Below are 26,776 nucleotides of genomic sequence, written 5' to 3' on the forward strand. Positions count from 1 at the left end.
AACTGAAGATTGTCCCGTTTAAAATGCCATTAAAGGGGATGTACTAATCTATCATTATGATATTTTTTAGGATATCATGGTTACATCATAAGAAGCCAAAAATCAGCTTAACTATCTACATTCCTTCCAATATAAAAAGTGATTTACAAATGCTATTGGGAAATAGACGCACCACTTTTTATACATTATTGTTTTTTCCAAGCAGGGTCTTTTAGATCTGAACTATTTGGGATCCTAACTGACTTTAAGTAGCTACAGTCACTCGCTCCAAATTTTATATAATTTCGTTGACCTTGTCTTAAGGATACTACGTTCGCTCCTCCTTCATAGTCTGGATCTTCAAATTGAATGTTATCATCTTCCCAATAGCAAATTTCACATATAGTAAATGTTCCTGGCGGTTCTTCATTTAATGTTTTATACCCACAACAGGGACAAGTAAATCTCATTTTCTCACCTCATGATTAAAACGTCTTACTACCTGACTATGCATATACTGAAACAAAGAGGAAGTGAATGCTTCTTCCTATCATTATTGAGATTTAACAAATGAAAACAAAACAGAGTCAGCAGTAGTGCTGACTCTGTTTTCGTCTGACAGTGACCTCGTTTATCCACGATATTTTTGGAAAATATGCAGCAAGTTGTTACATATTTATGACTTCTCTTTATCTACTTACTCAATCATTCGAGAACCTCATCCGATTGCATTTCCCTTATTATCTTTAAATCAGCCTAAGCACGATTATTGTTTTAAGAGCAATGATTATTCACTTACCTATTCTTTTAATCCTGATTAAACCAAAGTGGATCTTTGTCATCCACATCGCCATTATAATTGATTAGAATTTCGTCGCCTTTTTTAATATCTGTGTAAGCATAGAAATCAAATGTATGACCTTCAAAATTAATTTCATAAAAGGTATTAGGTTCATAAGAATGGTTAAATAACATTCCATAACCTAAAAGGATAGCTGAATGGTTTTTCCCATACTCAAAAGCGTAATCAGCGAGTAATGTTTTCTCGATATGCTGGTGCTGGTCGTTCGGATAAGCAATAACAGGTGCTTCATGTAAAAGCTCACCTTTTTGAATGTCACGTGTAGCAAATACCCCTCTATTGAATTCCCCATTACTCAGTGGAGATGTTTTAATTTCAATCATGTTGTTCACCTACTCGCATTTTAAGACTTGATCTTTCTATCTTAACATTAAATTCAAGATGGAACTCTAAAAAGTTCCCTTTTAAAGCAAAACACTCAGTAGTTTTCTGCAAGGTGTAAACTTTTATCAAGAGTATTTTCAGTAAAATCTTATTCTTTGTCACGATCACGGAAACTAAACTTGAGGTAGCGTAAAAATTGACACCATATTCATCTTTGCATTTTTTTCTACAGATTGTCTAAACTATTGCTAGGACGAATTAAAGGAGAAATCAGCATGTTTTCTACAGCTTTGGAAAATCTCGATCTTGGGGCAAAAGGGTTATGGTTTCCGATTATTATAAGCATAGCTCTATTTTTAACTCTTTGCTTCATTCCCAAACAGAAAATGAACATTGTAGAAATATATATCATTTTTTGTATCGTTGCGTTTTTTACATGGCTTTCAGATGGAATCGTTTTAAGAGTTTTCGACTTAATTGATTTAGGTGCCCCTGATAAACCCGGTTTAGGAGACATTTTATCTTATACATTCATTCCGCCATCCTTGGCATGCATATTTTTATGCTTTTTAGACAGCAGAAACAAATGGATTTTAATGGTTTTGTTCACTGCTATCTCCTTTGTTATTGAAGTAGGAATGGAGTCCGCTGGTTATATGGATACTAATAACTGGTTTAAATATGCAACACTGATTTTTTATCTGATTACTTTTGCTTTCTTATTGCCTCTTCAATTAAAAATCATTAGGCAGAGATGATCATTTTATGGTCATTTTTTTCTTGCTTAGTGTTGTTTTTAATCATAAAGTGAACACTTCTATACCGTTTAAATCCTATATTAAAGCTTTAACTATCTATATGACTTTTGGATAATATTCTTTCTTTTAATAAGGGAATACATAATTATTGAATGAAGTGTCCCACCTTTAGGTATCTATATAATCCGATCTAACAGGTCTCCTAACTTTTCTGCCATTTCCTTCGGTGTATATGGCATTTGATTTTTCAGCCACCACTCAACAACTCCTACATATGCATTGGCAGCAAATTCGGCAACGATTTCTTCATTTTGGCCAATGTTTTTCCCTGATAATACATCCAACTCTTTTTTGAACTCTTTGATATTATGCTGAACAAAGCGGCTTCGAAAATAGGGTGCCCCTTCACTTGCCAGCATGGTCGAAAAGAATAAATAATTGCTTTCAAGATATTCCATGCAGTGCACTGTTGATTCAATCCAATCGAGATCAGCTTCCAGTTCACAGAGATTAGACATATGATTAATATGCCCTTCTATGATTTTATCCAGCAGATCATATTTATCCAGATAATGAAGATATACTGTTGCACGGTTAATGTCCGCCTTATCAGCTATATCCTGAATCGTAATGTAATCGAACTTTTTTTCTGCCATTAATTCAAGAAATGCCTTTTTGATTGCTTCTTGTGTTCTAGCAATTCTTCTATCTACTTTTGCCATGTTTAAAGATGCCCCCCATTAATTAAAAAACGACAATTTTAACTCATCTGTTGTGTATACGACAGATTAAAGAAAATTAACGATTTATAAGTATTGTTATCTATATCCTTATATTATAAATTATTGACAGGTGTCGTAAAAACATCATTTGTAATTAAAATATTTTATTTGAAAGGGTGAAAGAAACATGGCAATTGAAAACAAAGTTGTTATTATTACAGGCGCAAGTTCAGGTATTGGAGAAGCCTCTGCTAAGCTGCTGGCTGAGAAAGGTGCAAAAGTTGTACTTGGGGCAAGACGAGAAGATCAGTTAGCAAAACTAGTAGAAGAAATTAAATCAAAAGGCGGTCAAGCCGTTTATCGTGTTACAGATGTTGTGAATCCAGAAGATAATCAGCAGCTTATTCAATTAGCACTAGACACATTTGGCGGAGTCGATGTTATCTTCTTAAACGCTGGAATCATGCCTAATTCACCGCTTTCTGAATTAAAGACAGATGAGTGGAACAAAATGATTGATGTTAATATAAAAGGTGTATTGAATGGGATTGCTGCCATATTGCCCGCCTTTACATCACAAAAGTCTGGGCACATCATTACGACGTCATCCGTCGCTGGCCTAAAAGCTTATCCAGGCGGTGCAGTATATGGAGCAACAAAGTGGGCGGTTAGGAATCTAATGGAGGTCTTGCGCATGGAATCTGCTCAGGAAGGCACGAATATCAGAACAGCTACGATCTATCCTGCAGCAATCAACACAGAACTGTTAGAAACGATTACTGATAAAACAACTTCGGATGGAATGACCGCTTTATATGAACAATATGGAATTACTGCCGACCGAGTTGCCAATGTAGTAGCATTTGCAATAGATCAGCCAGAAGATACAAACATTAATGAATTTACCATTGGACCAACAAGCCAACCTTGGTAATATCATCATAACATTTAGATACATGCTTAAATTAGGACTATCAGAGTGAAGCTTTGATAGTCTTTTCTTTTGCTCACAATTCGGATAATTTTCAGAAATCCAAACACCGAAACAGAATTTGCCGTTTTATACGCTCTTTTTCCAGGGTATAGTCCCAATGACACCGCAATCCATTATAAATGAGGAGGAATGGTGATGGATTATAATCTATTCGGTCATTCAGGTTTAAGAGTTTCAAAATATGCTTTAGGAACGATCCCCTTCAGCGGGACAAACGGATTTGAAAAAGCGGCTGATATGGATCAGGAAACAGCCAATTATATGGTAGATTACGCGCTAGATCAAGGCATAAATCATTTTGACACCGCAAACCTTTATGCAAAAGGCGATTCAGAGATTGTCTTAGGAAAAGCCATTAAGGATAAGCGCCATAAGTTAGTCATCAGCAGTAAAACAGGTTTTCAGATAAACGATCAGCCAAATGATATTGGTGCAACCAGAAGCCAGATTGAAGCGTCCATTGATGCATCCTTAAAAAGGCTCGGTACAGACTTCATTGATTTATACTATGTTCATTTCTGGGATGGACAAGTACCCGTTTCCGAAACAATCCAAGTGATGAATGATCTGATTAAAAAAGGAAAAATCCGCTATTGGGGAGTGTCCAATTACAGCGGCTGGGCTCTTGCGAAAACACATACAATGGCAGTGGAAAACAAGCTGATCCCGCCAATTTCCCAGCAAATCTATTATACGCCGGAGGCACGAGAAGCAGAGTATGAACTTCTGCCGGCAGGCAAAGAACTCGGCATGGCAAACAGCATTTGGTCTCCGCTTGGCTCAGGGCTTCTCACCGGAAAAATTACGAGAACTAAGAGAGCCGAACCAGGAACACGGCAAGGTGAAGGCTGGCAGGAACCATATATTAAAGATCTCGATTTATTTTACGATCTGGTCGATGCCCTGCAGGATGTAGCTTCCAAACACAATGCAACCGTTCCGCAAGTTGTTTTGGCATGGCTCCGCGATCGCCCAAATGTCGATTCTGTTGTAATTGCTGCCAGAAACAAAGAACAGCTGCATGAAAACATTGCATCGTATAATGTTAAGCTAACAGATGTTGATTTCAGACAAATTAATGACTTAACAGCACCTGAACCGCTATACCCGCTCTGGCATCGCGTGATGAACACAGCTGATCGTGCTTCCAATGCAGAGAAAGTGTACTTCGAGGATTACGATAAATTAATGGAAAGCAAAAAACGGCATCTATAAGAATAAAGGCAAAAAGACGAACGATCATTGAATAGATCGCTCGTCTTTTTGCCTTTAATAGGGGTTAACCTCTTACGTCTCTTTCATATTGAACGTCGTAAACATAATCAATGAAGCTCTTAAATTGGTCATCATAAATAAACTTAAAAGACCATTTCATTAGGTTTGTTAATATTTTATAGTACCAATTTGAAGGAAGAAGGGTAACTCTCACCTGAAGAATGGTTCCTTCATCAAACTCCTTCAATGTATATTCAGTCCTGCTGATTCCTTCTTTCGTATCCGTTTCAACAGCTACCTTATATGGGGGGGTGTATTTTGTATAGGTGGCTTTTGCTTCAAATACCTTTTTTTCAAATTTTTGTCTTGAAATATAAGTAGAGCCTACTTTGATCTCATCTTTTGGAACTTCTGAAATATTTTCAATGATAAGTGAATTCCACTTTAAAACATGCTCATCATCATTTAAACATTCAAAAACTAACTGTATGTCCGCTTCAATTTCATTTTCGAATGTATAACACTCAATTTCTCTCACGTTCTTACTCCTAATCATAATAGTATAAATAACATTATCCTATAAATAACATTATCCTATAAATAACATAATCTACTGTTTTTAGGAAGTGGAAATAAGATGCAGTTCTATTCAATTTTACTCTGTTTTATAAACCCGATCACAATCGGAATCATTGTACTCACTAGTACGATCGGCAAAAACCAAACTCCAAATCCATCGCTTTTCTCTAGTGCAATAGATGCGGATTCAAATAAAATAAAAGCAAAAATCATAAAACAGATATTTTTAATTTGATTTAAAAGTTTCCGGCTTACCAGATAGAATGCTTTTGCATTGTTCTCGTTCAATCTTTCAGGATAATTATGAACCTCTGGAAACTTTTCCAGCACTTGCATCATAACACCCATAAACACACCAATTGCCGGTAAAATCAACAGTTCCATTTTTGAACCCCAGCGATCCACTTCCCCAACCGCGTTATAATGCGCCGGGACCCTGTCTGGAAGCTCACTCCAATGATAAATTAAAAAGATAATTGAACCTAAGAAGACAGTATATCCAATAATATCCCAAACCCATTCACTCTTTGTTTTTGGTAATTTGATTTTTGGCCTTTTCCCCGAATTTAACATTCTGATACCCCCCCAATCAAAAACTTAATTATATCAGTTTATAATGGCATATAATTAATTACGTTTGAACTTTGAAAGGGTTTCATTTTTTGCTTTACAGCATTCATTTATATAAAAAATTAGATGGAATGAATAATTATCTTCTTTTACAAATTAACTTAATATTCCGTTGGTCAGTTATTATTAGGCTTTCCCTCTAAAAAAAGAGCCCTTCCGTTTGGAGGAGCTCAATATGTACATTTTCTATTTCTTTCTAAAAATCTCTGTATTTTCAATACGAATCGAATCAACCTCGCCGCATTCTAAACAAAATGTATAGATTTTATTACCGCCGCTCATAGACATTTTGCTGATTTTGATAGGCATATAATCTGTACCCTCTGCAAATTCAGTGCTGCCGCATTTTAGACATTCTCTGTTCTCCATCTCTGCATCCCTCTTCTATTGTTTATTATCTCTACTTTCTAATACGATTTATAAGCAACAAAGATTCATAAAAGAGAGACTATTTTTTATATTACATCTCCTTTATTTTCAATAAAATGGGATGAAGATGTTAATCAGTTAATATGGGTGTTGATTTTGTAACTTAATAAAGAGAATTCTGCATAGGTTTCCATTTCATTTTTTAATAAATGGTTAAGGCTGCAGCCGACCTTCCAGTTTCGTTATCCACTTGTAGTATTGCAGCAATATTAAGAAAAGAATGGGATCAATTACAGCAGCATGCCATATTGTCCACCAGCCGTAATTGAAATATCCCCATGGTTCAGGAAGTAATGTAATTGACTCATAAATCAATATCCCTATACTCCACATAACTATATATAAGATTTGTTTACTTCTTTTTTTCCGAAAAGGATACCAATTAAGAAACATCATATTAACTGGAGGAATAAGCATTGTATGAGGAATAAGGCCAATCCATTCAATATCCTTATCAAAATACCAATAGCCATGATATTTAAATTCGATCATAATGTCAAAGGCCTGTTGAAACGCAATGGTAAATGTCCATATGTGAACAATTTGATTACGTGTAAGCCTTTTATTTAGTTTAAAAGCTATGAGGTTAAATGTAATAACTGCAGCTATTAGTCCAATCATATTAAGCAATCCTTTTTTTCTTAGAATAACCCGCAACCCAGTTTGAATATTCGTTGTTTTTTAATTATGCTTTCTCTTAAGCATAAAAAAGCTGCCTAAATGGGATCTGTCTCATTTTTGTTATTACTTCTGTTTCTATTTTAATTCACTAAGCTTCACATCGAAGATACTTAACAACGTTACAATAAATACTATTGAAATAAGCCAAGCCAGCAAAGGGCGCTTGTGGTGTATAGGCAGGATAAAAAAGATCATGAGAGTAAACACGGCAGACCACCAGAAGTTCCAGCCATTATGATATGTAATAAACCCCAAAACGCTGTTAATATATTCTACAAGTAAGTAAACTCCAACCCATAATAAGAACCATAATAAACGTTTTATAATCCCTGCCGGCCGCCTTCCTATGTATATTAATACTGTTGCTGTATAAGACAAAACCATTGTGAAAATTGTAATAAGGGTATGATTAGGCAGGATGATGTCATGAAATAGCCACATTGATTTTTCATAGAGGAGAAAGTTATATAAAAAATCTCCAATGATAAAAAAAAGGATGGTTGGATAATATTGTTTCCAATTTTTCCAATCTCCCCATTTAAAAGCCGCCGCAATATATAAAATATTACTCAAAATATACATTACATCATTCCCTAGAGAAAATTTCAATGAAGGTCAACTTTTTGGGCATCAGCAAAAATAATAAGTTAAATACAATACTACTTAGCCATAAGAACCACATTCGTAACCCACGCCCTTAAGGTTATTCTCCAACTACTTCAAGTAAGTTATACTTCTTAAAAACGCTATTTCGAATTAATTCCAATACCAGGTAAGTTACTGTACATAGCATGTTAAATTAAAAACCTTTACATAAGCATCAGCATAAAAAAAACTCGCTATCCTTTTCACAAGAGAGCGAGTTTTTTTGCATATGTAATTTAATTAATCTGAATAAAATATGGACCGCACTCTGGTTCATGTGTCATCACAAAGGTCCATTTTCCTTTCCAATCCATCACATAAAGGTCGTTATAGTCCATGTTATCTTGGATGTATGGCAGATCATTGATTGAAAGGGTGTCTGCATGTTCAAGTAGAAAAGCATCGTCGTTAAATTGATAAAAGATCGTGCATTTAGGCTTCTTCTGTTGTAAAAATGCAGTTATTGCCTTCTCTTTCTTCAGGCAACTAACTTTCTCCCAGCTGCATATATGCCAAAGAAAATCATCAACCCAAATTTCGTCTTGTTCCTCTTTAGAAAGAGAATTTGCGAAGCGTTCACGCCATATTCTCCGTAAATAATTGCCCCACTTCGGAATTTCACTTTTCTTCATCCTAACTGTCATTCTATATTTATTTCCTCTCTCATTTGAACTAATTTGCAGACGAATATAAAAGCCATCTAAGCAAGTAAATATACATTCAAATTAACTATATGATAATACCCCAGACAACAAAAGAAAAAATGGAAGGAAAATCAAAAATTGTTTTTTCTTTATCTAAGAAATCCAGAAAAAAAGTAAGTCCAGCATCTACATGAAACAATTGTTCAATCACATATGCAGTAAGGAGAACAGCACCCAATATTAAAAAGACAGTGATAAGTGCTTTGGGGTTTTATACTTTTCCTCCTTCACGAATGGTCCTCCTTTATTTGGAATGAGGCAAATAGAAACTCCGCTATGTTCTCCATGAAAGGGAATCCAGCAGATCAAGAAAAGCTGTAAGTCCTGCATCTACATGAAAGACTTGTTCAACTGCGTATAAAGTAAGGATTATGGCACCGAGTATACCTGCAATTGCGAAAAACTTCTTAGGTGACTTTCTCCTTGTCTTCTCCATTCTTTTACCTCCTGTTTTCAATTATGATTTGGTGTTTATAGCAGGTTCAACTGACAGCATTTATATGGATATAACTTGTAAAATAAAGATTTTAAACTGAGCAATTATAGTTCTTTATAATCATCAATACCTCACATTTTTAGTTTAAAACCAAAAAAGGATGATTTTGCCTATAAAGTAATAAGCAAGATCATCCCTTTTCCTATTTATTAATAACTAAACTGTTTCATTGCAGCTGTTTATATTTTGATAGAGAAACCCCAGTATATTCCATAAATTTCACCGGAAATTTAGTGCTTTCATTTTACCCCACTTCCAGTGCAATATCTGTTATTGAATGCTTTTTAGCTGAAAGCAGATTCTTAAACATTCAAACTCAATATTCATAATGCATTTAAAATTTAATTGTTGTAAATTAATACAGAGCGGTACGTTGTGCACATCTACCCTCATTCTTTAAAGGGGAATTATAAAATGAATTTCATCGAAAAGTTTCAAACATTTATCATTTTAATTGCTGTAGGATCTGGCCTTTTATTAGGGCAGTTATCTGTCTTTGAAAATCACGCAGAATCGTTCATTCTGCCCTTTCTGCTGTTTATGTTATTTGGGCTCTTTTTAACGATTCCATTAAAAGGGCTAAAGAAGGCTTTTAGGAATATAAAGTTTCTGAGTACAGATGTTATTTTAAATTTTGTCTGGACTCCCTTTTTAGCATGGGGATTAGGAGCAATTTTCTTATGGGAGCACCCAGCTCTTTGGCTCGGTTTTATCCTATTATTAGTGACTCCTTGTACAGATTGGTATTTGATTTTCACTTCCATTGCCAGAGGCAACATCTCACTTTCAACCTCTGTCCTTCCTGTTAATTTAATTTTACAGGTTGTATTGCTGCCAATCTATTTATTCATCTTCGCTGGAACAACGGAAACTGTTGAAATGGCGGCCATGCTGGAAAGTGTCGTATTGGTCTTACTGATTCCTTTTTTCCTGGCAAGCCTTACCCGCTATTTCTTTCGGAAGCAAAAAGAAAGATTAGAGAAAAAAATCATCCCATTCTTTGCCTCCACCCAAATTTTATTTTTATGTCTAGCAATTGTAGCCATGTTTGCATCACAAGGATCTTACCTCTTAAAAAATATAGAAGTCATCTGGATTATGCTCATCCCGCTTGCTCTCTTTTATATCATTAATTTTATTGCAGCGCAGACAGCTGGAAAAGTCTTTCGATATAGTTATGAAGATACGGTGAGCTTAAGCATGACGATCATTGCCCGCAATTCACCTGTTGCACTCGCGATTGTCTTGACGGCTTTTCCAGACCAGCCTTTAATTGCTCTTGCACTTATTATCGGTCCATTAATTGAATTGCCTGTTTTGGCCGTTGTGGCACAGATGTTGTTAAGAATGAGAGCACGATTGTAAGAGCAGAAGTTGCACATAAAAAAGCGGCCTTCCTACACTAGGACGGCCCTTTCTTTACGTATACCCAGGAATCATGTGCTTTATTTCCTGTTCTGTATTTCCTAAACCTGATTACCTTACTTCAACCAATTCACAGGCGCCTACAAGCTCAATATTCAAACCTTTACCAATTTCCATTGCTGCTTTTGTAGTGTATCTGAATGTTTTGTATTGTATGATAAAATATAATGAACGAATTAAATGACTTATATTTCTTTACTCTATATAAAATACATAAAATTATTATGAGCAAAAAGGGAGAATTTCTTATGAATGAAAAACTGAAAGCGTTTGTTGGGCATGATCGATATGAAGATTATTATAAAGATAAATGGCAGAAGGAATATTCATGGAATTGGGTAGCCTTTTTCTTTACAGTTCCTTGGCTGGGATACAGAAAAATGTTCGGTCAGATTTTTGCCATAGTTGCACTATATCTAGTAACTGATTCTATATTTTACTTAACTGCTGATGAAGATACCATTGATTTAATTGGCGCTATTATAGGTCTGATTGTAAGTTTTATCTATGGATTTCTTGGTAATAAAATGTATAAAAATAAAGCCGAAAAGACAATAACTCATATTTCTAGGTTAAATTATAGCGAAGATGATGAATTGAATGAAATTAGTAAAAAAGGCGGAGCAAGCTCAGGTGGAATTTTCACTTCAATTGGTATTTATATCCTTTATTTTCTTGCAAGTTTAGTTCTATATAGTATCGTTATATAAACGGAGCCTGACCCTCATCGCATTAACGCACTTAGGGACAGGCACCAACAATTAATTTAATTTCTCGCCTTGATAAACATTTACTGCAAGTGGAGCAGCCAGTAATTCTTTAGCAGCTGTGCTGAATTTTTGGAAATGGCTGCTGGTATTATGGCTTTGAACAGCCTCCATGTCTTTCCAGTTTTCCACCATGATAAAGCTGTTAGCATCTTTTGGATCCTGAAATAGGTCGTAGTATTCATTGCCCTCTTCGGCACGGCTTCCTTCCAAAACTGCTTCTACTTCTTGAAGGAATTCTTCCCTTTTCTCTTCTTTCACTGTCATTCTAGCATGAATAATAATCATTGTTTTTTCCTCCTTATTTCCATTCTGTAACTTGTTCAACCGGCATGCGGTAGGATTGGTAGCCTGCATCTGCTGCTTTTCCGATAGAAAGCAGCATGACTGGAACATACCGGTCTTTATCTAAATCAAATGCTTCTGCAATTTGATCCTTCTCATATCCGCCAATCGGACATGTGTCATATCCAAATGCCTTTGCAGTCAGCATGATTCCCATGGATACTAAACCACTATCTATTAAGATGGTTTCCTTATTCGCCTGCGGAGAAATCCCAGAAAGCAGCCCGCGGATGGAAGGTACTTGCTTATCCTTTACATCTTGAGGCATTAACCCAAGCTCGACTGCCTTTCCGTAAATTTCCTCCAGATAGTCAAGATTATTCAAATCAGCAAAAACAGCTATCACAGCAGAAGAAGTTTTCACTTGCTGCTGATTAAATTTGGCAAGTGGAGCAAGCTTTGCTTTTGCTTCAGGACTTTCAATCACAACAAAACGCCAAGGCTGCAGGTTAACTGAAGATGGCGCCTTCGTAGCTGCTGCGAGAATTTCAGACATCTCTTCTTTGCTGATTTTTACATTTTCATCATATGTTCGGATAGAACGGCGATCCTGCATGATCTCCAGAAAAGCTTCTTTATTATATTTAGACATTTGGCTCATGATTTTCTCCTCCAAGTTGTTTCTTTGTAACACGGGACACATTTTCACTCACTTTACTCAGCATCTGCAGAAATTGTTCTAGCTCTGCATCTGAAAAACCGGCAAGAGTTTCGTCTACAAAATGACTCTTTTCGTGAAAAGATTGCTGTATGTGTCTCTTCGCTTCTTCCTCCAGCTTTACCCATGTAGCTCGCTGATCATTTGCTTTTTTGTAGCGTACAATCGTACCTGCAGCCTCAAGCTGCTTCAAGTGGCGGGTAACAGCGGCAGCATCGATATTAACTTCGCCTTGCAGCGCGGATTGAGTCACTTCCTCATGCTGCAGCAAATAATGAAGAATCTCTATGCGAGATGGACTGGCTCCTAAGCAAGACTCGAACTTTGAACAGAGCTCCTTATTGACAGCCTGCAGCTGCAGGAAAATCTGCAATCGGACAGAACAAGCATTCAAAGGCAGAACTCCTTTCTATATAATTGATACGTCAATGTTTGATACATCAATTATTGATACGTCAATAATACAGTGCTTTGATTTAACTGTCAAACAAAGAGCACCGTAGAAACCAAATATAATAAGCCGTTTGATAGGCAGACTTTGTCTTCATGCATAAAAAAAAGAGATTATGCAACTAACATAATCTCGCACACACTCATTAAAATTCCTTGTCAAATTGCATCTTCACCTTAAAGAAGACGAATTTTGATAGTCAGCCTCAGCCTCTTTTTTCACCTTCTCACAAAACTTCACTACAACTCGATCGCCTGCAAAAAATAAAAATAGTTTGAGGAACGCTTTTAGCGGCTCATTTCTGGTAGTGTATGTAAACTCAGTTTTCTGATCGTTGATTTTTCTTAATTCATACTTTGCGGTAATTTCGAACATTTTTGCTAACGTGAAACCAACTTTCAGGTTTTTCTTGTCGGGAGTATTGAGGTATTCTAAAGTTTCAACATCATATTCTTCTATTCTTTTGCCTTCTTTATATTTTTGGCGATAAATACTTCCTACCTTTTCTTCTGTCACTTTAACGGGTTTATTCTCAAGGACCTCTGGCATAATTCTCTGCATGTTCTCAACTGATCCGTCTAAAAAGCTCCATACATAATCGATGGGCGCATCTATTTCAATGGTCTTTGTCCATTCTTTCAACTTACATCACCTCGGATTTTATAAGTTTTTGTGAATCTTCTACATCTTTATATCTTTTTTAAACGTTCTTAGTTAGAAACCATTTATGAAAAAATCAATCTGTTCCATAATGATCTCACTATTATAGAGAATAGGGACAGAGATCACTAGAAATACAAGAGTAATAATATATTGCTTAGTCTCTTTTAAATACACCCACTCCATGACCATTTCAAAAACGAAAGAGATCATAAAGAAGCAAATCAAATACCATTTAATATCTAAATCTATTTCAAGCACAAACAGCAGCACACTCAGATAGGCAACCAAAAGAATGCCACGTCCCCATTGATCAATCTTTTTACCAGCCGTTTCAGAAAGGCTTTTCCTCTTAATTCCGAATACTTTAACCAGTCCTCTTTCAAGTGCAAAAAACACTAAAGAAAGGAATAAGAAGAAGATAAAAAAATTCATTACAACTTCCCCCTTCACCTATATTTTATATTTATTTACTGTACTTAATCATGTTTAAACAGTACTAACCTGCATTCTTCACATCTAATAGCGGGGATTTTTTTTATCTTAAAATAAGCATCTTTACTTAATGCTTCATGATCATAATCAGCAAAAATGGACTCTGGAGAATCGGACCAGCTAATTCGGCGAGATGAGAAAATATATCCGTGCTTCACATTATTATTGCACCTGAGGGCATTGTGTCACATCAATCATGTAAATTTAAACCACCTTTTCCATTTCCTTATATTTAAATTCTATGTGACTTATGAAGTAACCTGCCCTCTTATAAAATTAAAAAGCTGCCAAACGCGGCAGCTTAGGTTAAATGTGAAGTAAAGTAATCGTTTACTCATTCATTCTTTAAGTTATTTAACATAATGTTTTTTAAAGTCTGGATGAATCGAAAATTTGTGCCGTAAATGGATAAGGTTTTTGCCAAAGCTTTCTTCTAATTGATCTGTATGCTTCTCCATAATTTCCATGAGATACAAATCATGAATGATAAACTCTGTAATTGGCATCACTAAACCGACATGTCTTGTCCATGCTGCTCGGCTATCTTTTCCCAAAGAAACAATTCCTGCTACGACTTCTGTATCATCTGAGCTAATAACAATCCATCGCCCGCCATACTCATCAGTAATCTCATCTCCCATATAGTGATGGTACACCTGAGCAAAATCAGACGTGATTTCACCATAAGAGATGATGGTTATATCCACACCCTTTTTGGCTGCCTGCCTTAGTTCAGACTCCAACGCCGCGTACTCCTCATCCCACACCTCTAAAAGGATTCTCTTTTTGGCCGAGCATATACAATCTTTGACCTTATCAAGAATTTCACTGCTTCCTGTGATATTCCATATATTTTCCCGGTCATTAGCAGAACGTTCAAACTCTGCTAATGATTTTTCGGCCAGTTCAAAATTCTCTTCCGCTTCCCTGCGTCGATTTTTTATTAACTCCTTAGCAGGAACAGGGGTATATTGCGGCGTGCTGCCGGGACTAACTAAAATATCTCCGCGTAAAGTGAGACTGTCCAGAACCTCATAAATTCTCGACCGAGGTACACCAGAGTTTTTCGCTACGGCATATCCTGTTAATGGAGATTCCTCCAATAAGGTTAGATATGCTTTCGCTTCATATTCCGTAAAATGCAGATTTTTTAATGTTTCATAAATAACTTCTTTCATCACTTGTTCACCCTCAGTATTAGTCGCTACTATAGTAACTAATATTTTATCAAAACGTATTGATCATTTCCAAATCCTTCTGCTATACTCAGAAAAGTAGTTACCTTGGTAGTCACTATATAATTAGGAGGAAAAGATAATGGATAGTTTACTTACATACATATCGATTGCTGCAATGATGGTCATTATTCCTGGTGCAGATACGATGCTTTTGGTAAAAAACACTCTAAGCTACGGCACAAAAGCCGGACGTTATACGGTCCTCGGTATGGTCACTGGACTCTCCTTTTGGACGCTTATTGCGATTCTTGGATTATCTGTTGTCATTGCACAGTCTGTTATTCTCTTTAATACAATTAAGTATTTGGGAGCTGCTTACTTAATTTATTTAGGGATCAAAAGCTTTTTTGCTAAAAGTGTGTTTTCCCTGGAGGAAATGAAAGAACAAGCCAATTCACCTGTTCATTCTTCAAGCACCCACAATAAAGAGTCCTTTATGCAAGCATTACTGAGTAATGTCCTCAATCCTAAAACCGTACTGGTTTATATAACAATTATGCCTCAATTTATTGATTTGAACGGGCACATTAACCAGCAATTAATCCTGTTAGCTTCCATTCTTACCTTACTTGCTGTTTTATGGTTTCTAACCCTTGTCTATGTGATTGATTATGCTAAAAAATGGCTGAATAATTCTAAATTCCAAAAGGCATTCCAAAAATCAACTGGCATTATTTTAGTTGGATTTGGTGTTAAGACAGGGATTTAAAAAAGCTAGTACAATACTAAAATACTAATTTCAGTGTCATGGTTTGGTTATTGAACCAAGCCCGTTCCACCTGAGCTGCGGACCCTCGCTTTCCGTGGGGAGGAAGCTGAGCCTCCTCGAAGCAAAAAGCTTCTGCGGGGTCTCAGCCTTTCCTCTATTGCCCACAGGAGTCGAGTGTCCTCCGCTCCATTTCACTCATGTATTAAAAGATAATTTATAAAAAAATAAAAAACCGGATGATTAGAAAGCGACACTTCCTAATCATTCAGTTCTATGGTCATGTTAAATATTTAATTACCAAACCACTTTTTCTACTGTTTCGAATAACTTAAAACGCTGGCGGAGTGACTGAAAAAAGAATCGAGGCATGCTCATTAAAATAATTTTCCCATTTATGCTTCATATATGCTGGAATTTTGACACTATCTCCAGTGTTTAAAATATATTCCTGATCGTTTAGGTACACTTTAATTTTCCCCTGCAAGACATATGCGACTTCTTCTCCTTTATGTTCGAGAAGTTTTTCAGACGAGGATGAGTTGGGCGGAACATTCATTATGGCTGTTGCCAATGTTCCTGTAAAATCAGGAGACAGCAATTCATACGAAAGATTTTCAACTACCATATGCTTACGCTCATTGTGCCGAACAATTAACTCCTCTGTATTAGATTCTTCTAATAAAAAACTAAAGGTGGGAACATCAAGTGCTTTCGCCAACACCTTCAGTGTCTGAATAGATGGATTCGCCAAACCCCGTTCAATTTGACTTAACATTGATGGAGTAATTTCTGCGATTTTCGCTAATTGCCTGCTGCTCCAGCCTTTTGCTTTTCTATATTTCTCGACTTTTTTTCCGATATCTATATTTTCCATTCGAAACCCCTTTTAGAAATAAATACATTTTAATTTTATTAATTTATATTTAACAAACTTATACAATCTGTTAAACTACACTTAATATATATTAAATCTTATTGTACTTGATGGTATTTTTCAAGTCAGTAAAGGAGTGAGAGTGATGAATGAGTTCTTTACGTTTCTAGTTCTTTCGTTATTTGTTGTGATGAGTCCGGGGATTGATACTGCTCTGATCACAAAAAGAACGATTGCAGATGGAAGAAAAGATGGCTATCAAATGGCTTTAGGGATTACCGCTGGATCGTTAGTTCATACCTTCGCTGCAGCTTTTGGACTTTCCGCTATTCTCATGCAGTCTGCTCTAGCTTTTGAAATCGTTAAATATATTGGTGCGATATACTTGATCTATCTTGGACTGTCTTCGTTTATCACTTGGAAAAAACAGAGATCTGCTCCTGCTGAAAAACAAACACATTTTGACACCAGAAAATCAGCCTTTAAACAAGGACTTCTTTCAAATGTCCTTAATCCAAAGGTTGCTATGTTCTTCCTAACCTTCTTGCCTCAATTTGTGAAAGCAGGAGAAAACACAACCCAGCAGCTGATTCTTATGGGTGTTATCTACACACTCTTGTCTATCTCTTGGTTTTTCATCTATGTCTTTTTCATTAACTATTTACGAAATTGGCTGATGGCGCCTAAAGTACAAAAGATGATGGATAAAGCAACAGGGCTTGTTTTAATTGGATTTGGGCTGAAGCTGGCTTTTGATAAGCAGGCATAAACATATTTTAAAATGACTTAGTAAGAGCTGAATCTCAAATGATTCAGCTCTTTATGATTGTCTGCATCCTCATACAGATTTGGAATTTTATGTTAAAATAAATTACGGCGAAATTTCTCAAATTATTATTCAATAAGGGGAGAAAATGAAAAAGGGATTAATAACAATAATCTTGTTACTAGTATTAGCAATTGGTATTTATAGCGCGATCTCATTATTCAGTTCAAAGCCACCATCACCAAAAATAACCGTCGAAGGGAAAAAGGTTGACGCTGTACAAGGTTCATATTGTTGGGATGGTTTACTTCATTCAGTTTGTGCCACTACAAGTTCTCCTCCCAATGTCATTCAAGACCAAGGCATAAAACCGATCGTTGTATCTCCGCTTTCCAAACTGAAAATAGCTTTTAAAGAGCAGCCTCTAGAAGATTCATTAAATGTAAATCAGTGGCTGAGTAATGAAGAAACTAAAGATATCTCAATAAATGATCATATTCTGCTGCCAAAAGAAAAAGGGATATATGTGTATGATGTTTCTGCTAGTTGGGAAAAAGGCAGTTCAATTTTTGCATTTGTTATTGAAGTAAAATAGAATAAAAGCGCTTGGAATAGCCCAAGCGCTTTTATTTGTTAATTCTAGAACCACTCAACCATTCTTCCATGACTTTTTCCGCATCTTCCTCTTTTGGCATCTTAATGCATATTATCTTTATTGCAGCCGCTAAGCCATACTTGCTCATAAGCTTTCCTCCCATCAAAATTTAACATATTTTTACGGAATAAAACTGTAGAGTAATTTACAAAGTTTCTACCACTTGCTGAACTCACAGTTTTCTAAATAATGCTCCGCTGATTTTAATATCTAAAAAATTCCACTTTGTATATTATTTATCTATAACAGGCACCCAAAGCTCATTACTGGGTTGACGCTCTGGGGGATAATAACATTCAATGCAAGGCACATTAGCCAGTTCGTAGCCAGAGCTTAGAGCCCATTCTGTATATAATCCCTTCCATGCAGTGGTTATGTCAGGAAAAACTGCCCAAGTTCGATGAGAAATTACTAGGGATTCCATATCACTTGGCACTTCACCATCGTATCTTACACCTATAAAGTATGAAAACTCATCATCTAGAATGACAGCCTCTTTTCCACAAACCCCCAATAGACCTTCCAGCTTACATTTAGGTTTTTCCCACGACAGATTCACCAATTTCTGTACAAATCCATCCTTTGTTGCCGTATTCCAAATCGTCGGAATTGCTTGAAATGCTTTGTTTGTTTGAACCTGCGTTCCTCTGCCAATCAATTTTAAATGAATATCCAAATGTTCTATTCGATACTCCATTTCATCACCTCTCTTTTAGTGAATGTTTGAAAGCACCTTTTTCAACTGATCAATTCTGAATATAGTCATTTAATGATAGATGTTTATATGTTTCTCTTAAAATGATTCAAATTCCTTCTCTAATTGTACGATCCATGACTATTTCAGACCACTATTTTTTTCAAGAAGTACATAATCGCCCCTGTCAGGTCCTTAATACATTTTCATTTTTTGAGAGACAGTTAGTCTTCTTATTAATCAATAACAAGTAGTTATAAAGTCTTTTGACAATTATACCTCATGGGGGTATTATAACTAAAAGACTTCTTAGCTGACTAAAATATGTTTGAATGGAGGAACTCAGATGAACAAATATGTATTAATAGGAATACTGACCTTACTAACAGTGTTCGGCTTATCAGCTTGCGGTGGAAGTGATGAAAATGTCTCAGACGAAAATAACGGCAATGACTCTCATTCACATGAAGAGGTGGATACAGTGACAGATAAAGAGTCAGATGCTCATTCTGATCATGAAGGAATGAATCACTCTGGTTCTAGTGAAGTGGCAGAAGGTATGACAGAAAGCGAAAAACCAGCCTATCCTGTTGGCAGCAAGGCTATTATCAACGCTCAGCACATGACTGGAATGAACGGTGCTGAAGCAGAAATATCCGGTGCCTTTGATACAACAGTTTATACTGTAACATATACCTCAACAACAGACGGTGAATTAGTGAAAGATCATAAATGGGTAGTACATGAAGAGCTTGAAAATGAAGGCTCCGCACCCTTTCAGCCTGGAGATGAAGTGGTTTTAGAGGCTGATCATATGGATGGGATGAATGGAGCAGCAGCGGTTATTGATTCTGCTGAGCAAACTACAGTATACATGGTTGATTATATTGACACTGAAACGGAAGAAGCAGTTACCTATCATAAATGGGTGATAGAAGGCGAATTGTCCTCATTATAGTTAACTCTGTGGAATTTCATTGCTATAACTATTAATAGTAAAAAGAAATAAATTGCCCCAGATCTATAGTTCAATCTTGGGCGGTTACTGTTCAAGAGTGCTGATGGCTCTTTTAACCTTTAAATATTCCTGTCCATCTAACATTAAAATAGGAACCCTTCGGCTGAACGGGTTCCTATTTCGAAATCTTACCTTATTCTCCAAACACAAATAATACAAGAAAGGCAACTATAAATATTACGAGAAATAAACCTATTGCGTATTGAAAAGATGGTTACTTCTTTTTTTAATTAATTCCATATAAACAGCCTTTGGTATAGGTTTTATCTTTCCATCATTACTTTCTTATCTGTACGATTCCATTCATAAATACAAGTGATCTTTGTTATTTACAACAATTACTTTATCATGATAATTCTTAAATCTATTAAAAAAGTTTGGTTTCCCAACGTCTTCAAAATGGCGGTTCCATTTAAACATACTAAAGAATATCTTTACCGTGGGCTTGTAGTGAGCCTGTTCTAAACGCAGTTTCTGCCGCAAGAATCTCTTTATGATTCGATAGATGCGGATTGAATAGTTTGTATCAAGAAAAATGATAATCTCTGCGTGCCGAAAGCTTTCGGAAACCCATTCTTCATTATGCACACCTTCGATGATCCAGCTTTCTGAATGAATAATGCTATTTAAATAATCTTCTCTATCCTCTTCAGTCCTTCTTTTATCACCTGAATTATGCCTGATCCATACCACATTATCTAACTCGTAATATGGGATTGTGAACTTTGCCGAAAGCTCTTTAGCCAGAGTAGTTTTGCCGCTTCCCACAGATCCAATGATATGTATTTTCTTCGGGATTGTTTTTATAAATGGCACCTCCTCAAACAGGGTTCCATTCACATATTCTACAATGGTGTATATTTTTCCTTTGCTTTTGATAAACGGCGTCTAACAATCCTAGAATCCTCTTCATAAGCGGAGAAATTCCGGTTAATTTATAAAAAGAGGCTAAAATGGAGGAAATAAGCGGAAAAATTCCGGTTAACAGCTAAATTTGTAACGAAATATAAGGATTTGGTTCAAATAGGTGGAAAAACTCCGCTTATTTTGCAGGAATTAAGGTCATTTCCCGGAATAAGCGGAATTCCTCCCTTTATTTACTTCTCAAAATAGCTTGTTATGCATAAGGAAAAACCCAGCAGTTTTTCAGGAAACTACTTTCTTTCGAATCTATTTTCTTATAGCATTCACTCTCGCTGCATGAGATTACCCTTTGCCAATCGTATCATTCAACTTATCGCGGTATTTGTCTCTCCACGTTTTTGTGTCCTTCAACAGCTCATCACAAAATGCGGCTACATCCGTTCCGGTCAGCTCCGTTACTTTTTTGCCATCTGCTGCTCCTTGTTCAAAAAGATCAATAATCCCCGTAAAAATCCGATTCGTGTCCTGCCAGTCAGAAGGACCATCTGCGGTCCATATATATTTTTTTATGGCTTCGTACGCATTGTGGTATTCACTTGGAAGTGCCTTCGCACGGCTCTCCAGCGCTTTCCATTCCCGCTTGTCATCAAGACTTCCAATTAATTTTTCAAAGATACTCATATCAGATCTCTCCTTCTTCTTTGTTTTTAAGCTCCGTGATTTTACTTGAAACAAATTCCCATTTTCTCCAAAACGTCTGGAGATGCTCTTGGCCGGCTGCATTGAGTGTGTAGAATTTTCTTGGCGGTCCTTTAGTGGAGGCTTTTTTCGTGATGTTCACCAGATTATTTTTCTCAAGCCGCATTGTAATCGTATAGACCGTGCCTTCAACGACATCGGTGAATCCGAGTTCCCGCAGCTGCTGTGTGATCTCATAGCCATATGTTTCGCCGCGGCTGATGATTTCGAGCACACACCCCTCCAGCACTCCTTTCAGCATTTCAGTGATATTATCCAAAATTTTGTCCTCCATTATATTTTAGTACTCTGTATTAACGGTATTCAGTATTACTAACTACCACTATATAGTATCGCATAGTACTGAATGATGTCAATAACTTCAAATCATTATTTTCATAAAAAAAACCTTCCTGCAAAGGCAGAAAGGCATTTTATAACGGCTCCTGAAACATTATTTAGATAAAGAATATAGCTGGCTAAGGCATTTCACACTAGGGTGAGTATGATTTTATATCCTTTTCAATCGGCCTAACCTTACCTGGCGCCATAAAAATTTCAACAAGGTGGCAGCAGCAAAGATCACCATTAAAATTAAGGTAATGGAAGCACCAGGCGGGGTACCTAATTCATAGGAAGCTACCAATCCGCTCAGCATACCGGCAAGGGCGATAAACATTCCTAGAAAAATGACACCCATGAAGCTTTTGCTTAGCCGCAGTGAGATGGCCGCAGGCAAAATAATGATGGCCGAGACAAGCAAAGCCCCGACGATTGGCATGATGATCGCGATCGTAACTCCTGTTAGCACATTAAACAATATGGACATCAGTTTAATCGGCAAACCTGCAGTAAAAGCTGTTTCCTCGTCAAACGTAAGAATGTACATAGGCTTTCGAAAAATAAAATAAAGGACACCAATAATAGCTGTTAAGGCGATTAACATCCAGATTTGCTGTTCACTAATGGTCACTATGGAGCCAAATAAAAACTGCGTCATGCTCAGTGTTGCTCCACCGTCGTTTAACCCCATTAATACCAGTGCCAGAGCCATTCCAGCAGACATTAATATCGCAACTGAAATTTCTGAATAGGTTCGGTACATTTGCCGTAAAAATTCTAATAAAACAGCTATAACAGCCACTACTAAAATATTGGTCCATGTAGGATTCACACCCATTAACAGACCTAGTGCCACTCCCGCTAAAGAAATATGTGATAGAGTGTCCGCCATAAGAGATTGCCTGCGGAGAATCAAAAACAATCCTAATATGGGGGCAATGAGAGAAATTAGGATGGAAGCTTGGAAAGCTCTTTGCATGAATCCATAGAGAAACATCTCCAAGGTGAGCCCTCCTTCCGCACTAACTCAATATGCTTATTAGCGTAATGGCGAATTTCTTCATGGTCATGCGTAACCATTAGAATTCCCTTGCCATGCTCTAGGCAATTGTGTCTTAGTAATTGATAAAATTCTTCCCGGGAATGGACATCCATACCCGTGGTAGGTTCATCCAGAATAAATAAGTCAGGGTCAGTTGCAAACACACGCGCAATAGAAATTCGCTGCTTTTGCCCGCCTGACAGCTCCCCTATCTTTTTATGGCGCATGTCCCACATTCCTACAGATTCTAAAGAGCGGCGGACATGCTCTTTGTCTGCTTGATCGAGTCGTTTAAACCATTTGCCTCTTTGGTAACGGCCGGATTGAACCAGTTCCAGAACCGTGCTCGGAAAACCAGCATTAAAAGAGGCAATCTGCTGTGATACATAACCAACTACCAGCTTCTCACCATATTGATTTTTCTTTGAAAGCTGAACCCTTCCTTTTGATGGTTTTAAAAGACCCAAAATATTTCGCAAAAGCGTCGTCTTTGCTGCACCGTTTTCTCCTGTCAGCATCACAAAATCTTTGGGACCCACCACAAAAGAGATATTCTCTAAAACAGGCTCTTCTTTATAATGAAAGGCAAGGTTTTCTACTTCAATATAATGCACAATCATGCGACCTTTCTTTATGAGATTCTAGTATATTTATATTTTAGCTGAGGGGGAATATGACCATTTAGGTTAGTGGCGTAACTCCCCGACTTTGGGGAGTTACTGTCTTTGGCTGTTATTAATTACTCATCTTGCGACTTTCTCCGGACTTCGGGCGTTTAAATTCTTGGTTAACTGCCTATCTTACGACCTTCACCCGACTTCGGGCGTTTAAATCCTTGGTTAACTATCCATCTTACGACTTTCACTCGACTTCGGGCGTTTAAATTCTTGGTTAACTACCCATCTCGCGACTTTCACCCGACTTCGGGCGTTTAAATCCTCGGTTAACTGCCCATCTTGCGACTTTCACCCGACTTCAGGCGTTTAAATCCTCGGTTAACTACCCATCTTACGACTTTCACCCGACTTCGGGCGTTTAAATCCTCGGTTAACTGCCCATCTTGCGAAAGAAAGCGGACTTTGGGTGTTAATACGCCCGATCAACTCCCAAAAATCCAACCAGACTTCAAGCATTAGCCAGCAGCCACGCCACCCTGCTCAATTATTGTACACTCAGCTGTAAAGACTCCAGGTTTTCCCGCATTGCTTCAATATATCCTAAATCTTTTTCTTCTAATTCTTTAGAGAGTACTTCTAAATCAAATAATGTGGCTGTCTTTGTTCCTGTTTCGGCTGCAACTGTTTCAGCAATGCTTGAGTTGGCTCCCTGCTGATAGTAGATGATCGGCACTTTATGTTCTTTTACTAAGTCTCCAATCTCAGCTATACGTGAAGGACTTGGTTCCACTTCTGTTGATAAGCCGCCAATGGCAATTTGTTCTAAATCATACCGATCTGCTAAGTAGCCAAAAGCCTGATGCTGTACAACAAATACACGTTTTTCTGCATCTTCTAGAGCAGCTTCGTAATCCTCATGCAATTCTTGCAATTCATTGTTAAAAGCCTCTGTATTTTTTTCGTAGACTTCTTTTCCATCTGGATCTGCTTTGATAAGAGCATCACGGATGATTTTCACTTGCTCTTGCGCTAAAACAGGATCAAGCCATATATGGGGATCCTTATTTTCATGGTCATCAATTAAAACGGAAATCGGCTCTGATTCAGCATACATATTATGATCATCATCAAGCAGGACTGCTTTTACGTCAAAGCTCTCTCCTGTATTTTTATATTCAAAATGATCGGTTTCCTGACCAGAAATAGCTTCCCATTCCTCATTTTCTCCTGAGCGTGAATACCAATGCCAATGCTGATAGTCCGTCTCACCTTGCAGTTCTGCCACAAGGGTAACGACATCACCTGTATGATAGTGATCTGCTAATCCAATGATCTCTACAGACTCAGCACCTTCTGCACTTCCATGTTCATGATCGTGATTTGTTTCCTCACCTTCACCATGACTGTGATCATGTCCCTCTTCATCTGAATGCTCATCACTATGTTCATGCCCTGCTTCATCACCATGTTCGTGTTCCTCTTCCTCACCGTGCTCATGGGCTTCTTCCTCCCCGTGGCCAGGTGTTTCGCCATGGTTATCAATAACAATCTTTACAGGCTCGGACTCTGCAAACTCTCTATGATTATCATCAAATAAGACAGCGCGAACTTCGAAATTGTCAATGGATGCTAAATATTCAAGTTCGGAGGAGAATTCATTTGGTATTGCTACCCACTCCTCATCAGCACTTTTTCTCGTATACCAGTGCCAATGTTCAAAATCTGCACCATTATCTGTTACTGCACTTAATTTGATCATATCACCAGTATGGTAATGTTCAGCAGCACCTTGGATTTCAATGTTTACAGGTTCTTGTTCTTCACCACCACTATGTTCATGGCTATGAGCTGATTCAACGCCATCAGCTGTACGCGCAACAACTAATTTATCATTCTCAGTCGTCTCTAATAAGCTTTCAGCCCAATGTTCCATCTCTTCACTGCTATAGACAAACACATCTGCTTCATTTACCTTTGCAACATCCTTAGCACTTGGCTCATAATGATGTGCATCTTCACCTGCTGATACCATTAATGAGACTTCGGCTCGCTCTCCAGCCACTTGGCGGGCAAACTCATACATAGGATAAAAGGATGTAACAACAGATAGCTTACCTTCTGTATTTTCTTCACTGTTTTCGTCGGAACTTTGACAGCCATATAGAATAGTAGACATGACCAGCATTAAACCAAACCATTTTTTCATTTCTCTTTCCCTCCAACTGCATAAAAACGTAATAATTACGATTTAATATCTAGAATTCTCCTAATTTCAACAAAATTATATGGTGTTTTTTAAACCTACAGAATTAATGTGCTAACATATCACGCACTAAACCGTCAGTATCCAAATCGGAAGGATAGTAGGTTGGCCAGTGATCCATTTCTTCTAACAATTCTGCGCGGTCATCTCCCCAATACAAGTGGTAATGGTAGGATTCAACCGGGAAAATACTATGGTCGCTAAATTGAATGAATTGTGGCATGTTCTCTGCGCCATCTGTTAATTTAAAGATATAACGAACTCCTCTGTTCCCTTTTTCATACTGAAGAATTTCATAGCCGTCTGCCTCATATGTTCCTGAACTCTCTTGGCCATTCTCATAAAAAGTAACAACGCTATCTTCAATCGTAATGCGGTCTACATCTGTTATATAACCTGTTGTGTAATACTCTTTGTATTCTTCTGCGGTCATATCTCCGCTTTCTGCTTTATGTTCAAATACAACATCTAAATCTCCTGATACAAGATATGGATATACAGACTGCCAATCACCTTCCCAGTTAGACAATGGGCGATCTTCTACTTGCTCATCTTCAAAATAGCCATTATAAATTTGTCTGCTTGCTTCATCGTTTCCATGATGATCATCAATCACGATTGTTACAGGAGCTGATTGTGCGCTTGGATTGTGGTCATCATCTAGCAAAACGGCTTTGACTTCTAATCCATTAATCTCTGCTTCTGCCGTAAATACTTCTGATTCCTGTCCTTCAACGCTTACCCATTCATCATCAGCTGATTCTCTGCTATACCAATGCCAATGATCATATTCTGTTTCTTCATCCAGGACAGCTGTTAACTTAATTTCGTCACCAGTATGGTAATGATCACCAAGTCCCTCTATTTTTACATTTTCAGGGGCATCTTGATGATTCGTTTCTTCATCATGTTGATGATCCTCTTCTTCATGTACCTCTGCTTCTGTTTCCTCTGTTCCATCAACCTGATCATTCGTTCCCTGGCAAGCTGCTAAGAAAACAGTCAGGAACAGCAAACTAAATAATAGTTTCTTCATCTTTCCCTCTCCCCATCTTATATGTATTCAAATCGTAATTATTACGTTTTAAAAACTAACACTTGATTACATCATCTGTCAAGCTTTTTCAGGGATTGAAA

At 37.2% G+C, this 26,776-nt stretch carries 34 protein-coding genes and 1 pseudogene; 9 read left to right on the forward strand and 26 right to left on the reverse strand.

Annotated elements, in window-relative coordinates:
- Window positions 1-185: 185 nt before the first annotated feature.
- Together F7732_RS16420 and F7732_RS16425 are read right to left on the reverse strand one after the other, a co-directional pair.
- On the reverse strand, window positions 186-449 hold the full coding sequence (locus tag F7732_RS16420) for a CPCC family cysteine-rich protein (protein WP_151575083.1): 264 nt from the start codon (window positions 447-449) through the stop codon (window positions 186-188).
- Window positions 450-786: 337 nt separating this feature from the next.
- A complete protein-coding gene (locus tag F7732_RS16425; RefSeq protein ID WP_151575084.1) occupies window positions 787-1,164 on the reverse strand; it encodes an SET domain-containing protein in 378 nt (125 codons plus the stop codon).
- Between the two features lie 276 nt (window positions 1,165-1,440).
- Here F7732_RS16425 and F7732_RS16430 point away from each other — a divergent pair, with 276 nt between their 5' ends.
- A complete protein-coding gene (locus F7732_RS16430) occupies window positions 1,441-1,923 on the forward strand; it encodes a hypothetical protein (RefSeq protein WP_151575085.1) in 483 nt (160 codons plus the stop codon).
- Window positions 1,924-2,099: 176 nt separating this feature from the next.
- On the opposite strand, the gene F7732_RS16435 is transcribed toward F7732_RS16430, so the two are convergent.
- Complete coding sequence (locus F7732_RS16435; protein WP_151575086.1) at window positions 2,100-2,645, reverse strand: TetR/AcrR family transcriptional regulator; 546 nt, start codon at window positions 2,643-2,645, stop codon at window positions 2,100-2,102.
- A 187-nt stretch (window positions 2,646-2,832) separates the two neighbouring features.
- Here F7732_RS16435 and F7732_RS16440 point away from each other — a divergent pair, with 187 nt between their 5' ends.
- Window positions 2,833-3,579, forward strand: coding sequence for an SDR family oxidoreductase (locus tag F7732_RS16440; protein WP_066448846.1), 747 nt, complete (start codon window positions 2,833-2,835; stop codon window positions 3,577-3,579).
- A 195-nt stretch (window positions 3,580-3,774) separates the two neighbouring features.
- The gene (locus F7732_RS16445; RefSeq protein ID WP_151575087.1) at window positions 3,775-4,854 is read left to right on the forward strand and encodes an aldo/keto reductase; all 1,080 of its coding nucleotides are present in this window, start codon (window positions 3,775-3,777) and stop codon (window positions 4,852-4,854) included.
- A gap of 64 nt (window positions 4,855-4,918) precedes the next feature.
- On the opposite strand, the gene F7732_RS16450 is transcribed toward F7732_RS16445, so the two are convergent.
- The 7 genes from F7732_RS16450 to F7732_RS22695 all read right to left on the reverse strand — a co-directional run bounded on the left by F7732_RS16450 (window position 4,919) and on the right by F7732_RS22695 (window position 8,958).
- On the reverse strand, window positions 4,919-5,392 hold the full coding sequence (locus tag F7732_RS16450; protein ID WP_161598903.1) for an SRPBCC family protein: 474 nt from the start codon (window positions 5,390-5,392) through the stop codon (window positions 4,919-4,921).
- Window positions 5,393-5,499: 107 nt separating this feature from the next.
- On the reverse strand, window positions 5,500-6,006 hold the full coding sequence (locus F7732_RS16455) for a DUF1648 domain-containing protein (RefSeq protein ID WP_151575089.1): 507 nt from the start codon (window positions 6,004-6,006) through the stop codon (window positions 5,500-5,502).
- Window positions 6,007-6,249: 243 nt separating this feature from the next.
- The gene (locus F7732_RS16460) at window positions 6,250-6,432 is read right to left on the reverse strand and encodes a hypothetical protein (protein ID WP_151575090.1); all 183 of its coding nucleotides are present in this window, start codon (window positions 6,430-6,432) and stop codon (window positions 6,250-6,252) included.
- Between the two features lie 213 nt (window positions 6,433-6,645).
- A complete protein-coding gene (locus F7732_RS16465; protein WP_151575091.1) occupies window positions 6,646-7,113 on the reverse strand; it encodes a hypothetical protein in 468 nt (155 codons plus the stop codon).
- A gap of 135 nt (window positions 7,114-7,248) precedes the next feature.
- On the reverse strand, window positions 7,249-7,755 hold the full coding sequence (locus tag F7732_RS16470) for a CBO0543 family protein (protein WP_151575092.1): 507 nt from the start codon (window positions 7,753-7,755) through the stop codon (window positions 7,249-7,251).
- Between the two features lie 299 nt (window positions 7,756-8,054).
- The gene (locus F7732_RS16475; protein WP_151575093.1) at window positions 8,055-8,450 is read right to left on the reverse strand and encodes a DUF4275 family protein; all 396 of its coding nucleotides are present in this window, start codon (window positions 8,448-8,450) and stop codon (window positions 8,055-8,057) included.
- A 346-nt stretch (window positions 8,451-8,796) separates the two neighbouring features.
- The gene (locus tag F7732_RS22695; protein WP_161598904.1) at window positions 8,797-8,958 is read right to left on the reverse strand and encodes a hypothetical protein; all 162 of its coding nucleotides are present in this window, start codon (window positions 8,956-8,958) and stop codon (window positions 8,797-8,799) included.
- A 474-nt stretch (window positions 8,959-9,432) separates the two neighbouring features.
- On the opposite strand from F7732_RS22695, the gene F7732_RS16480 reads away from it, so the two are divergent.
- A complete protein-coding gene (locus F7732_RS16480; protein ID WP_151575094.1) occupies window positions 9,433-10,383 on the forward strand; it encodes an arsenic resistance protein in 951 nt (316 codons plus the stop codon).
- 308 nt (window positions 10,384-10,691) lie between these two features.
- On the forward strand, window positions 10,692-11,153 hold the full coding sequence (locus tag F7732_RS16485) for a DUF2628 domain-containing protein (RefSeq protein ID WP_161598905.1): 462 nt from the start codon (window positions 10,692-10,694) through the stop codon (window positions 11,151-11,153).
- Between the two features lie 51 nt (window positions 11,154-11,204).
- Here the strand turns inward: F7732_RS16485 and F7732_RS16490 are convergent, their stop codons facing one another.
- From F7732_RS16490 to F7732_RS16520, 7 genes are all read right to left on the reverse strand, one after another.
- Complete coding sequence (locus tag F7732_RS16490) at window positions 11,205-11,498, reverse strand: putative quinol monooxygenase (protein WP_151575096.1); 294 nt, start codon at window positions 11,496-11,498, stop codon at window positions 11,205-11,207.
- 13 nt (window positions 11,499-11,511) lie between these two features.
- Window positions 11,512-12,147, reverse strand: coding sequence for a nitroreductase family protein (locus F7732_RS16495; protein WP_151575138.1), 636 nt, complete (start codon window positions 12,145-12,147; stop codon window positions 11,512-11,514).
- Window positions 12,140-12,607 (reverse strand): MarR family winged helix-turn-helix transcriptional regulator, encoded by a 468-nt coding sequence (locus F7732_RS16500; protein ID WP_161598906.1) that lies wholly within the window; start codon window positions 12,605-12,607, stop codon window positions 12,140-12,142. The genes F7732_RS16495 and F7732_RS16500 overlap by 8 nt, the downstream gene beginning before the upstream one ends.
- A gap of 228 nt (window positions 12,608-12,835) precedes the next feature.
- Window positions 12,836-13,306, reverse strand: coding sequence for an SRPBCC family protein (locus F7732_RS16505; protein ID WP_151575098.1), 471 nt, complete (start codon window positions 13,304-13,306; stop codon window positions 12,836-12,838).
- A 72-nt stretch (window positions 13,307-13,378) separates the two neighbouring features.
- On the reverse strand, window positions 13,379-13,759 hold the full coding sequence (locus F7732_RS16510) for a DUF4181 domain-containing protein (protein ID WP_151575099.1): 381 nt from the start codon (window positions 13,757-13,759) through the stop codon (window positions 13,379-13,381).
- 44 nt (window positions 13,760-13,803) lie between these two features.
- On the reverse strand, window positions 13,804-13,977 hold the full coding sequence (locus F7732_RS23130; RefSeq protein WP_240056663.1) for a PF20097 family protein: 174 nt from the start codon (window positions 13,975-13,977) through the stop codon (window positions 13,804-13,806).
- 192 nt (window positions 13,978-14,169) lie between these two features.
- The gene (locus tag F7732_RS16520) at window positions 14,170-14,997 is read right to left on the reverse strand and encodes a TrmB family transcriptional regulator (RefSeq protein WP_151575100.1); all 828 of its coding nucleotides are present in this window, start codon (window positions 14,995-14,997) and stop codon (window positions 14,170-14,172) included.
- A 139-nt stretch (window positions 14,998-15,136) separates the two neighbouring features.
- Between F7732_RS16520 and F7732_RS16525 the strand changes: the two genes are divergently transcribed.
- Window positions 15,137-15,766, forward strand: coding sequence for a homoserine/threonine efflux transporter (locus F7732_RS16525; RefSeq protein ID WP_151575101.1), 630 nt, complete (start codon window positions 15,137-15,139; stop codon window positions 15,764-15,766).
- A gap of 328 nt (window positions 15,767-16,094) precedes the next feature.
- Here the strand turns inward: F7732_RS16525 and F7732_RS16535 are convergent, their stop codons facing one another.
- Window positions 16,095-16,640, reverse strand: coding sequence for a cupin domain-containing protein (locus tag F7732_RS16535; protein WP_151575103.1), 546 nt, complete (start codon window positions 16,638-16,640; stop codon window positions 16,095-16,097).
- 145 nt (window positions 16,641-16,785) lie between these two features.
- Between F7732_RS16535 and F7732_RS16540 the strand changes: the two genes are divergently transcribed.
- Both F7732_RS16540 and F7732_RS16545 read left to right on the forward strand, forming a co-directional pair.
- Window positions 16,786-17,409 (forward strand): LysE family translocator, encoded by a 624-nt coding sequence (locus tag F7732_RS16540; RefSeq protein WP_151575104.1) that lies wholly within the window; start codon window positions 16,786-16,788, stop codon window positions 17,407-17,409.
- Window positions 17,410-17,554: 145 nt separating this feature from the next.
- Window positions 17,555-18,001 carry a hypothetical protein gene (locus F7732_RS16545; protein WP_151575105.1) on the forward strand — a complete coding sequence of 149 codons (447 nt, stop codon included), beginning with the start codon at window positions 17,555-17,557 and terminating at the stop codon, window positions 17,999-18,001.
- Window positions 18,002-18,293: 292 nt separating this feature from the next.
- On the opposite strand, the pseudogene F7732_RS16550 reads toward F7732_RS16545, so the two are convergent.
- Window positions 18,294-18,770, reverse strand: a pseudogene (locus F7732_RS16550) (GyrI-like domain-containing protein); the annotation flags it as partial.
- A 331-nt stretch (window positions 18,771-19,101) separates the two neighbouring features.
- Between F7732_RS16550 and F7732_RS16555 the strand changes: the two are divergent.
- Window positions 19,102-19,713: a YdhK family protein gene (locus F7732_RS16555; RefSeq protein ID WP_151575107.1), complete on the forward strand. Its 612-nt coding sequence runs from the start codon at window positions 19,102-19,104 to the stop codon at window positions 19,711-19,713.
- Between the two features lie 363 nt (window positions 19,714-20,076).
- Here the strand turns inward: F7732_RS16555 and F7732_RS16560 are convergent, their stop codons facing one another.
- The 7 genes from F7732_RS16560 to F7732_RS16590 form a co-directional block, all read right to left on the reverse strand.
- Window positions 20,077-20,589 carry an AAA family ATPase gene (locus tag F7732_RS16560; RefSeq protein WP_240056664.1) on the reverse strand — a complete coding sequence of 171 codons (513 nt, stop codon included), beginning with the start codon at window positions 20,587-20,589 and terminating at the stop codon, window positions 20,077-20,079.
- 390 nt (window positions 20,590-20,979) lie between these two features.
- Window positions 20,980-21,318, reverse strand: coding sequence for a DUF1048 domain-containing protein (locus tag F7732_RS16565; RefSeq protein WP_151575108.1), 339 nt, complete (start codon window positions 21,316-21,318; stop codon window positions 20,980-20,982).
- Window position 21,319: 1 nt separating this feature from the next.
- Window positions 21,320-21,655, reverse strand: coding sequence for a PadR family transcriptional regulator (locus F7732_RS16570; RefSeq protein WP_151575109.1), 336 nt, complete (start codon window positions 21,653-21,655; stop codon window positions 21,320-21,322).
- A gap of 231 nt (window positions 21,656-21,886) precedes the next feature.
- Window positions 21,887-22,720, reverse strand: coding sequence for a metal ABC transporter permease (locus F7732_RS16575; protein WP_151575110.1), 834 nt, complete (start codon window positions 22,718-22,720; stop codon window positions 21,887-21,889).
- Window positions 22,666-23,379, reverse strand: coding sequence for a metal ABC transporter ATP-binding protein (locus tag F7732_RS16580; protein ID WP_371806968.1), 714 nt, complete (start codon window positions 23,377-23,379; stop codon window positions 22,666-22,668). Before F7732_RS16580 ends, F7732_RS16575 begins: the two co-directional genes overlap by 55 nt.
- Window positions 23,380-23,920: 541 nt before the next feature.
- Window positions 23,921-25,582 carry a metal ABC transporter solute-binding protein, Zn/Mn family gene (locus F7732_RS16585; RefSeq protein WP_151575111.1) on the reverse strand — a complete coding sequence of 554 codons (1,662 nt, stop codon included), beginning with the start codon at window positions 25,580-25,582 and terminating at the stop codon, window positions 23,921-23,923.
- Window positions 25,583-25,685: 103 nt separating this feature from the next.
- Window positions 25,686-26,675, reverse strand: coding sequence for a ZinT family metal-binding protein (locus tag F7732_RS16590; RefSeq protein ID WP_151575112.1), 990 nt, complete (start codon window positions 26,673-26,675; stop codon window positions 25,686-25,688).
- Between the last annotated feature and the right edge of the window lie 101 nt (window positions 26,676-26,776).

Origin of the sequence: Bacillus mesophilum (genome assembly GCF_008923265.1) — a bacterium.
GTDB classification, from domain to species: domain Bacteria; phylum Bacillota; class Bacilli; order Bacillales; family Cytobacillaceae; genus Cytobacillus; species Cytobacillus mesophilum.

Bases quoted from the DNA above. Each gene is read 5' to 3' on its own strand.
- F7732_RS16435 (WP_151575086.1), bottom strand. From the start codon at position 2,645: ATGGCAAAAGTAGATAGAAGAATTGCTAGAACACAAGAAGCAATCAAA.
- F7732_RS16535 (WP_151575103.1), bottom strand. From the start codon at position 16,640: ATGGAAAATATAGATATCGGAAAAAAAGTCGAGAAATATAGAAAAGCA.
- F7732_RS16495 (WP_151575138.1), bottom strand. From the start codon at position 12,147: ATGTCTAAATATAATAAAGAAGCTTTTCTGGAGATCATGCAGGATCGC.
- F7732_RS16590 (WP_151575112.1), bottom strand. From the start codon at position 26,675: ATGAAGAAACTATTATTTAGTTTGCTGTTCCTGACTGTTTTCTTAGCA.
- F7732_RS16520 (WP_151575100.1), bottom strand. From the start codon at position 14,997: ATGAAAGAAGTTATTTATGAAACATTAAAAAATCTGCATTTTACGGAA.
- F7732_RS16585 (WP_151575111.1), bottom strand. From the start codon at position 25,582: ATGAAAAAATGGTTTGGTTTAATGCTGGTCATGTCTACTATTCTATAT.
- F7732_RS16480 (WP_151575094.1), top strand. From the start codon at position 9,433: ATGAATTTCATCGAAAAGTTTCAAACATTTATCATTTTAATTGCTGTA.
- F7732_RS16470 (WP_151575092.1), bottom strand. From the start codon at position 7,755: ATGTATATTTTGAGTAATATTTTATATATTGCGGCGGCTTTTAAATGG.
- F7732_RS16565 (WP_151575108.1), bottom strand. From the start codon at position 21,318: ATGAGTATCTTTGAAAAATTAATTGGAAGTCTTGATGACAAGCGGGAA.
- F7732_RS16420 (WP_151575083.1), bottom strand. From the start codon at position 449: ATGAGATTTACTTGTCCCTGTTGTGGGTATAAAACATTAAATGAAGAA.
- F7732_RS16510 (WP_151575099.1), bottom strand. From the start codon at position 13,759: ATGAATTTTTTTATCTTCTTCTTATTCCTTTCTTTAGTGTTTTTTGCA.
- F7732_RS16475 (WP_151575093.1), bottom strand. From the start codon at position 8,450: ATGAAGAAAAGTGAAATTCCGAAGTGGGGCAATTATTTACGGAGAATA.
- F7732_RS16465 (WP_151575091.1), bottom strand. From the start codon at position 7,113: ATGATTGGACTAATAGCTGCAGTTATTACATTTAACCTCATAGCTTTT.
- F7732_RS22695 (WP_161598904.1), bottom strand. From the start codon at position 8,958: ATGGAGAAGACAAGGAGAAAGTCACCTAAGAAGTTTTTCGCAATTGCA.
- F7732_RS16540 (WP_151575104.1), top strand. From the start codon at position 16,786: ATGAATGAGTTCTTTACGTTTCTAGTTCTTTCGTTATTTGTTGTGATG.
- F7732_RS16545 (WP_151575105.1), top strand. From the start codon at position 17,555: ATGAAAAAGGGATTAATAACAATAATCTTGTTACTAGTATTAGCAATT.
- F7732_RS16445 (WP_151575087.1), top strand. From the start codon at position 3,775: ATGGATTATAATCTATTCGGTCATTCAGGTTTAAGAGTTTCAAAATAT.
- F7732_RS16525 (WP_151575101.1), top strand. From the start codon at position 15,137: ATGGATAGTTTACTTACATACATATCGATTGCTGCAATGATGGTCATT.
- F7732_RS16485 (WP_161598905.1), top strand. From the start codon at position 10,692: ATGAATGAAAAACTGAAAGCGTTTGTTGGGCATGATCGATATGAAGAT.
- F7732_RS16555 (WP_151575107.1), top strand. From the start codon at position 19,102: ATGAACAAATATGTATTAATAGGAATACTGACCTTACTAACAGTGTTC.
- F7732_RS16580 (WP_371806968.1), bottom strand. From the start codon at position 23,379: ATGATTGTGCATTATATTGAAGTAGAAAACCTTGCCTTTCATTATAAA.
- F7732_RS16460 (WP_151575090.1), bottom strand. From the start codon at position 6,432: ATGGAGAACAGAGAATGTCTAAAATGCGGCAGCACTGAATTTGCAGAG.
- F7732_RS16455 (WP_151575089.1), bottom strand. From the start codon at position 6,006: ATGTTAAATTCGGGGAAAAGGCCAAAAATCAAATTACCAAAAACAAAG.
- F7732_RS16425 (WP_151575084.1), bottom strand. From the start codon at position 1,164: ATGATTGAAATTAAAACATCTCCACTGAGTAATGGGGAATTCAATAGA.
- F7732_RS16440 (WP_066448846.1), top strand. From the start codon at position 2,833: ATGGCAATTGAAAACAAAGTTGTTATTATTACAGGCGCAAGTTCAGGT.
- F7732_RS16490 (WP_151575096.1), bottom strand. From the start codon at position 11,498: ATGATTATTATTCATGCTAGAATGACAGTGAAAGAAGAGAAAAGGGAA.
- F7732_RS16430 (WP_151575085.1), top strand. From the start codon at position 1,441: ATGTTTTCTACAGCTTTGGAAAATCTCGATCTTGGGGCAAAAGGGTTA.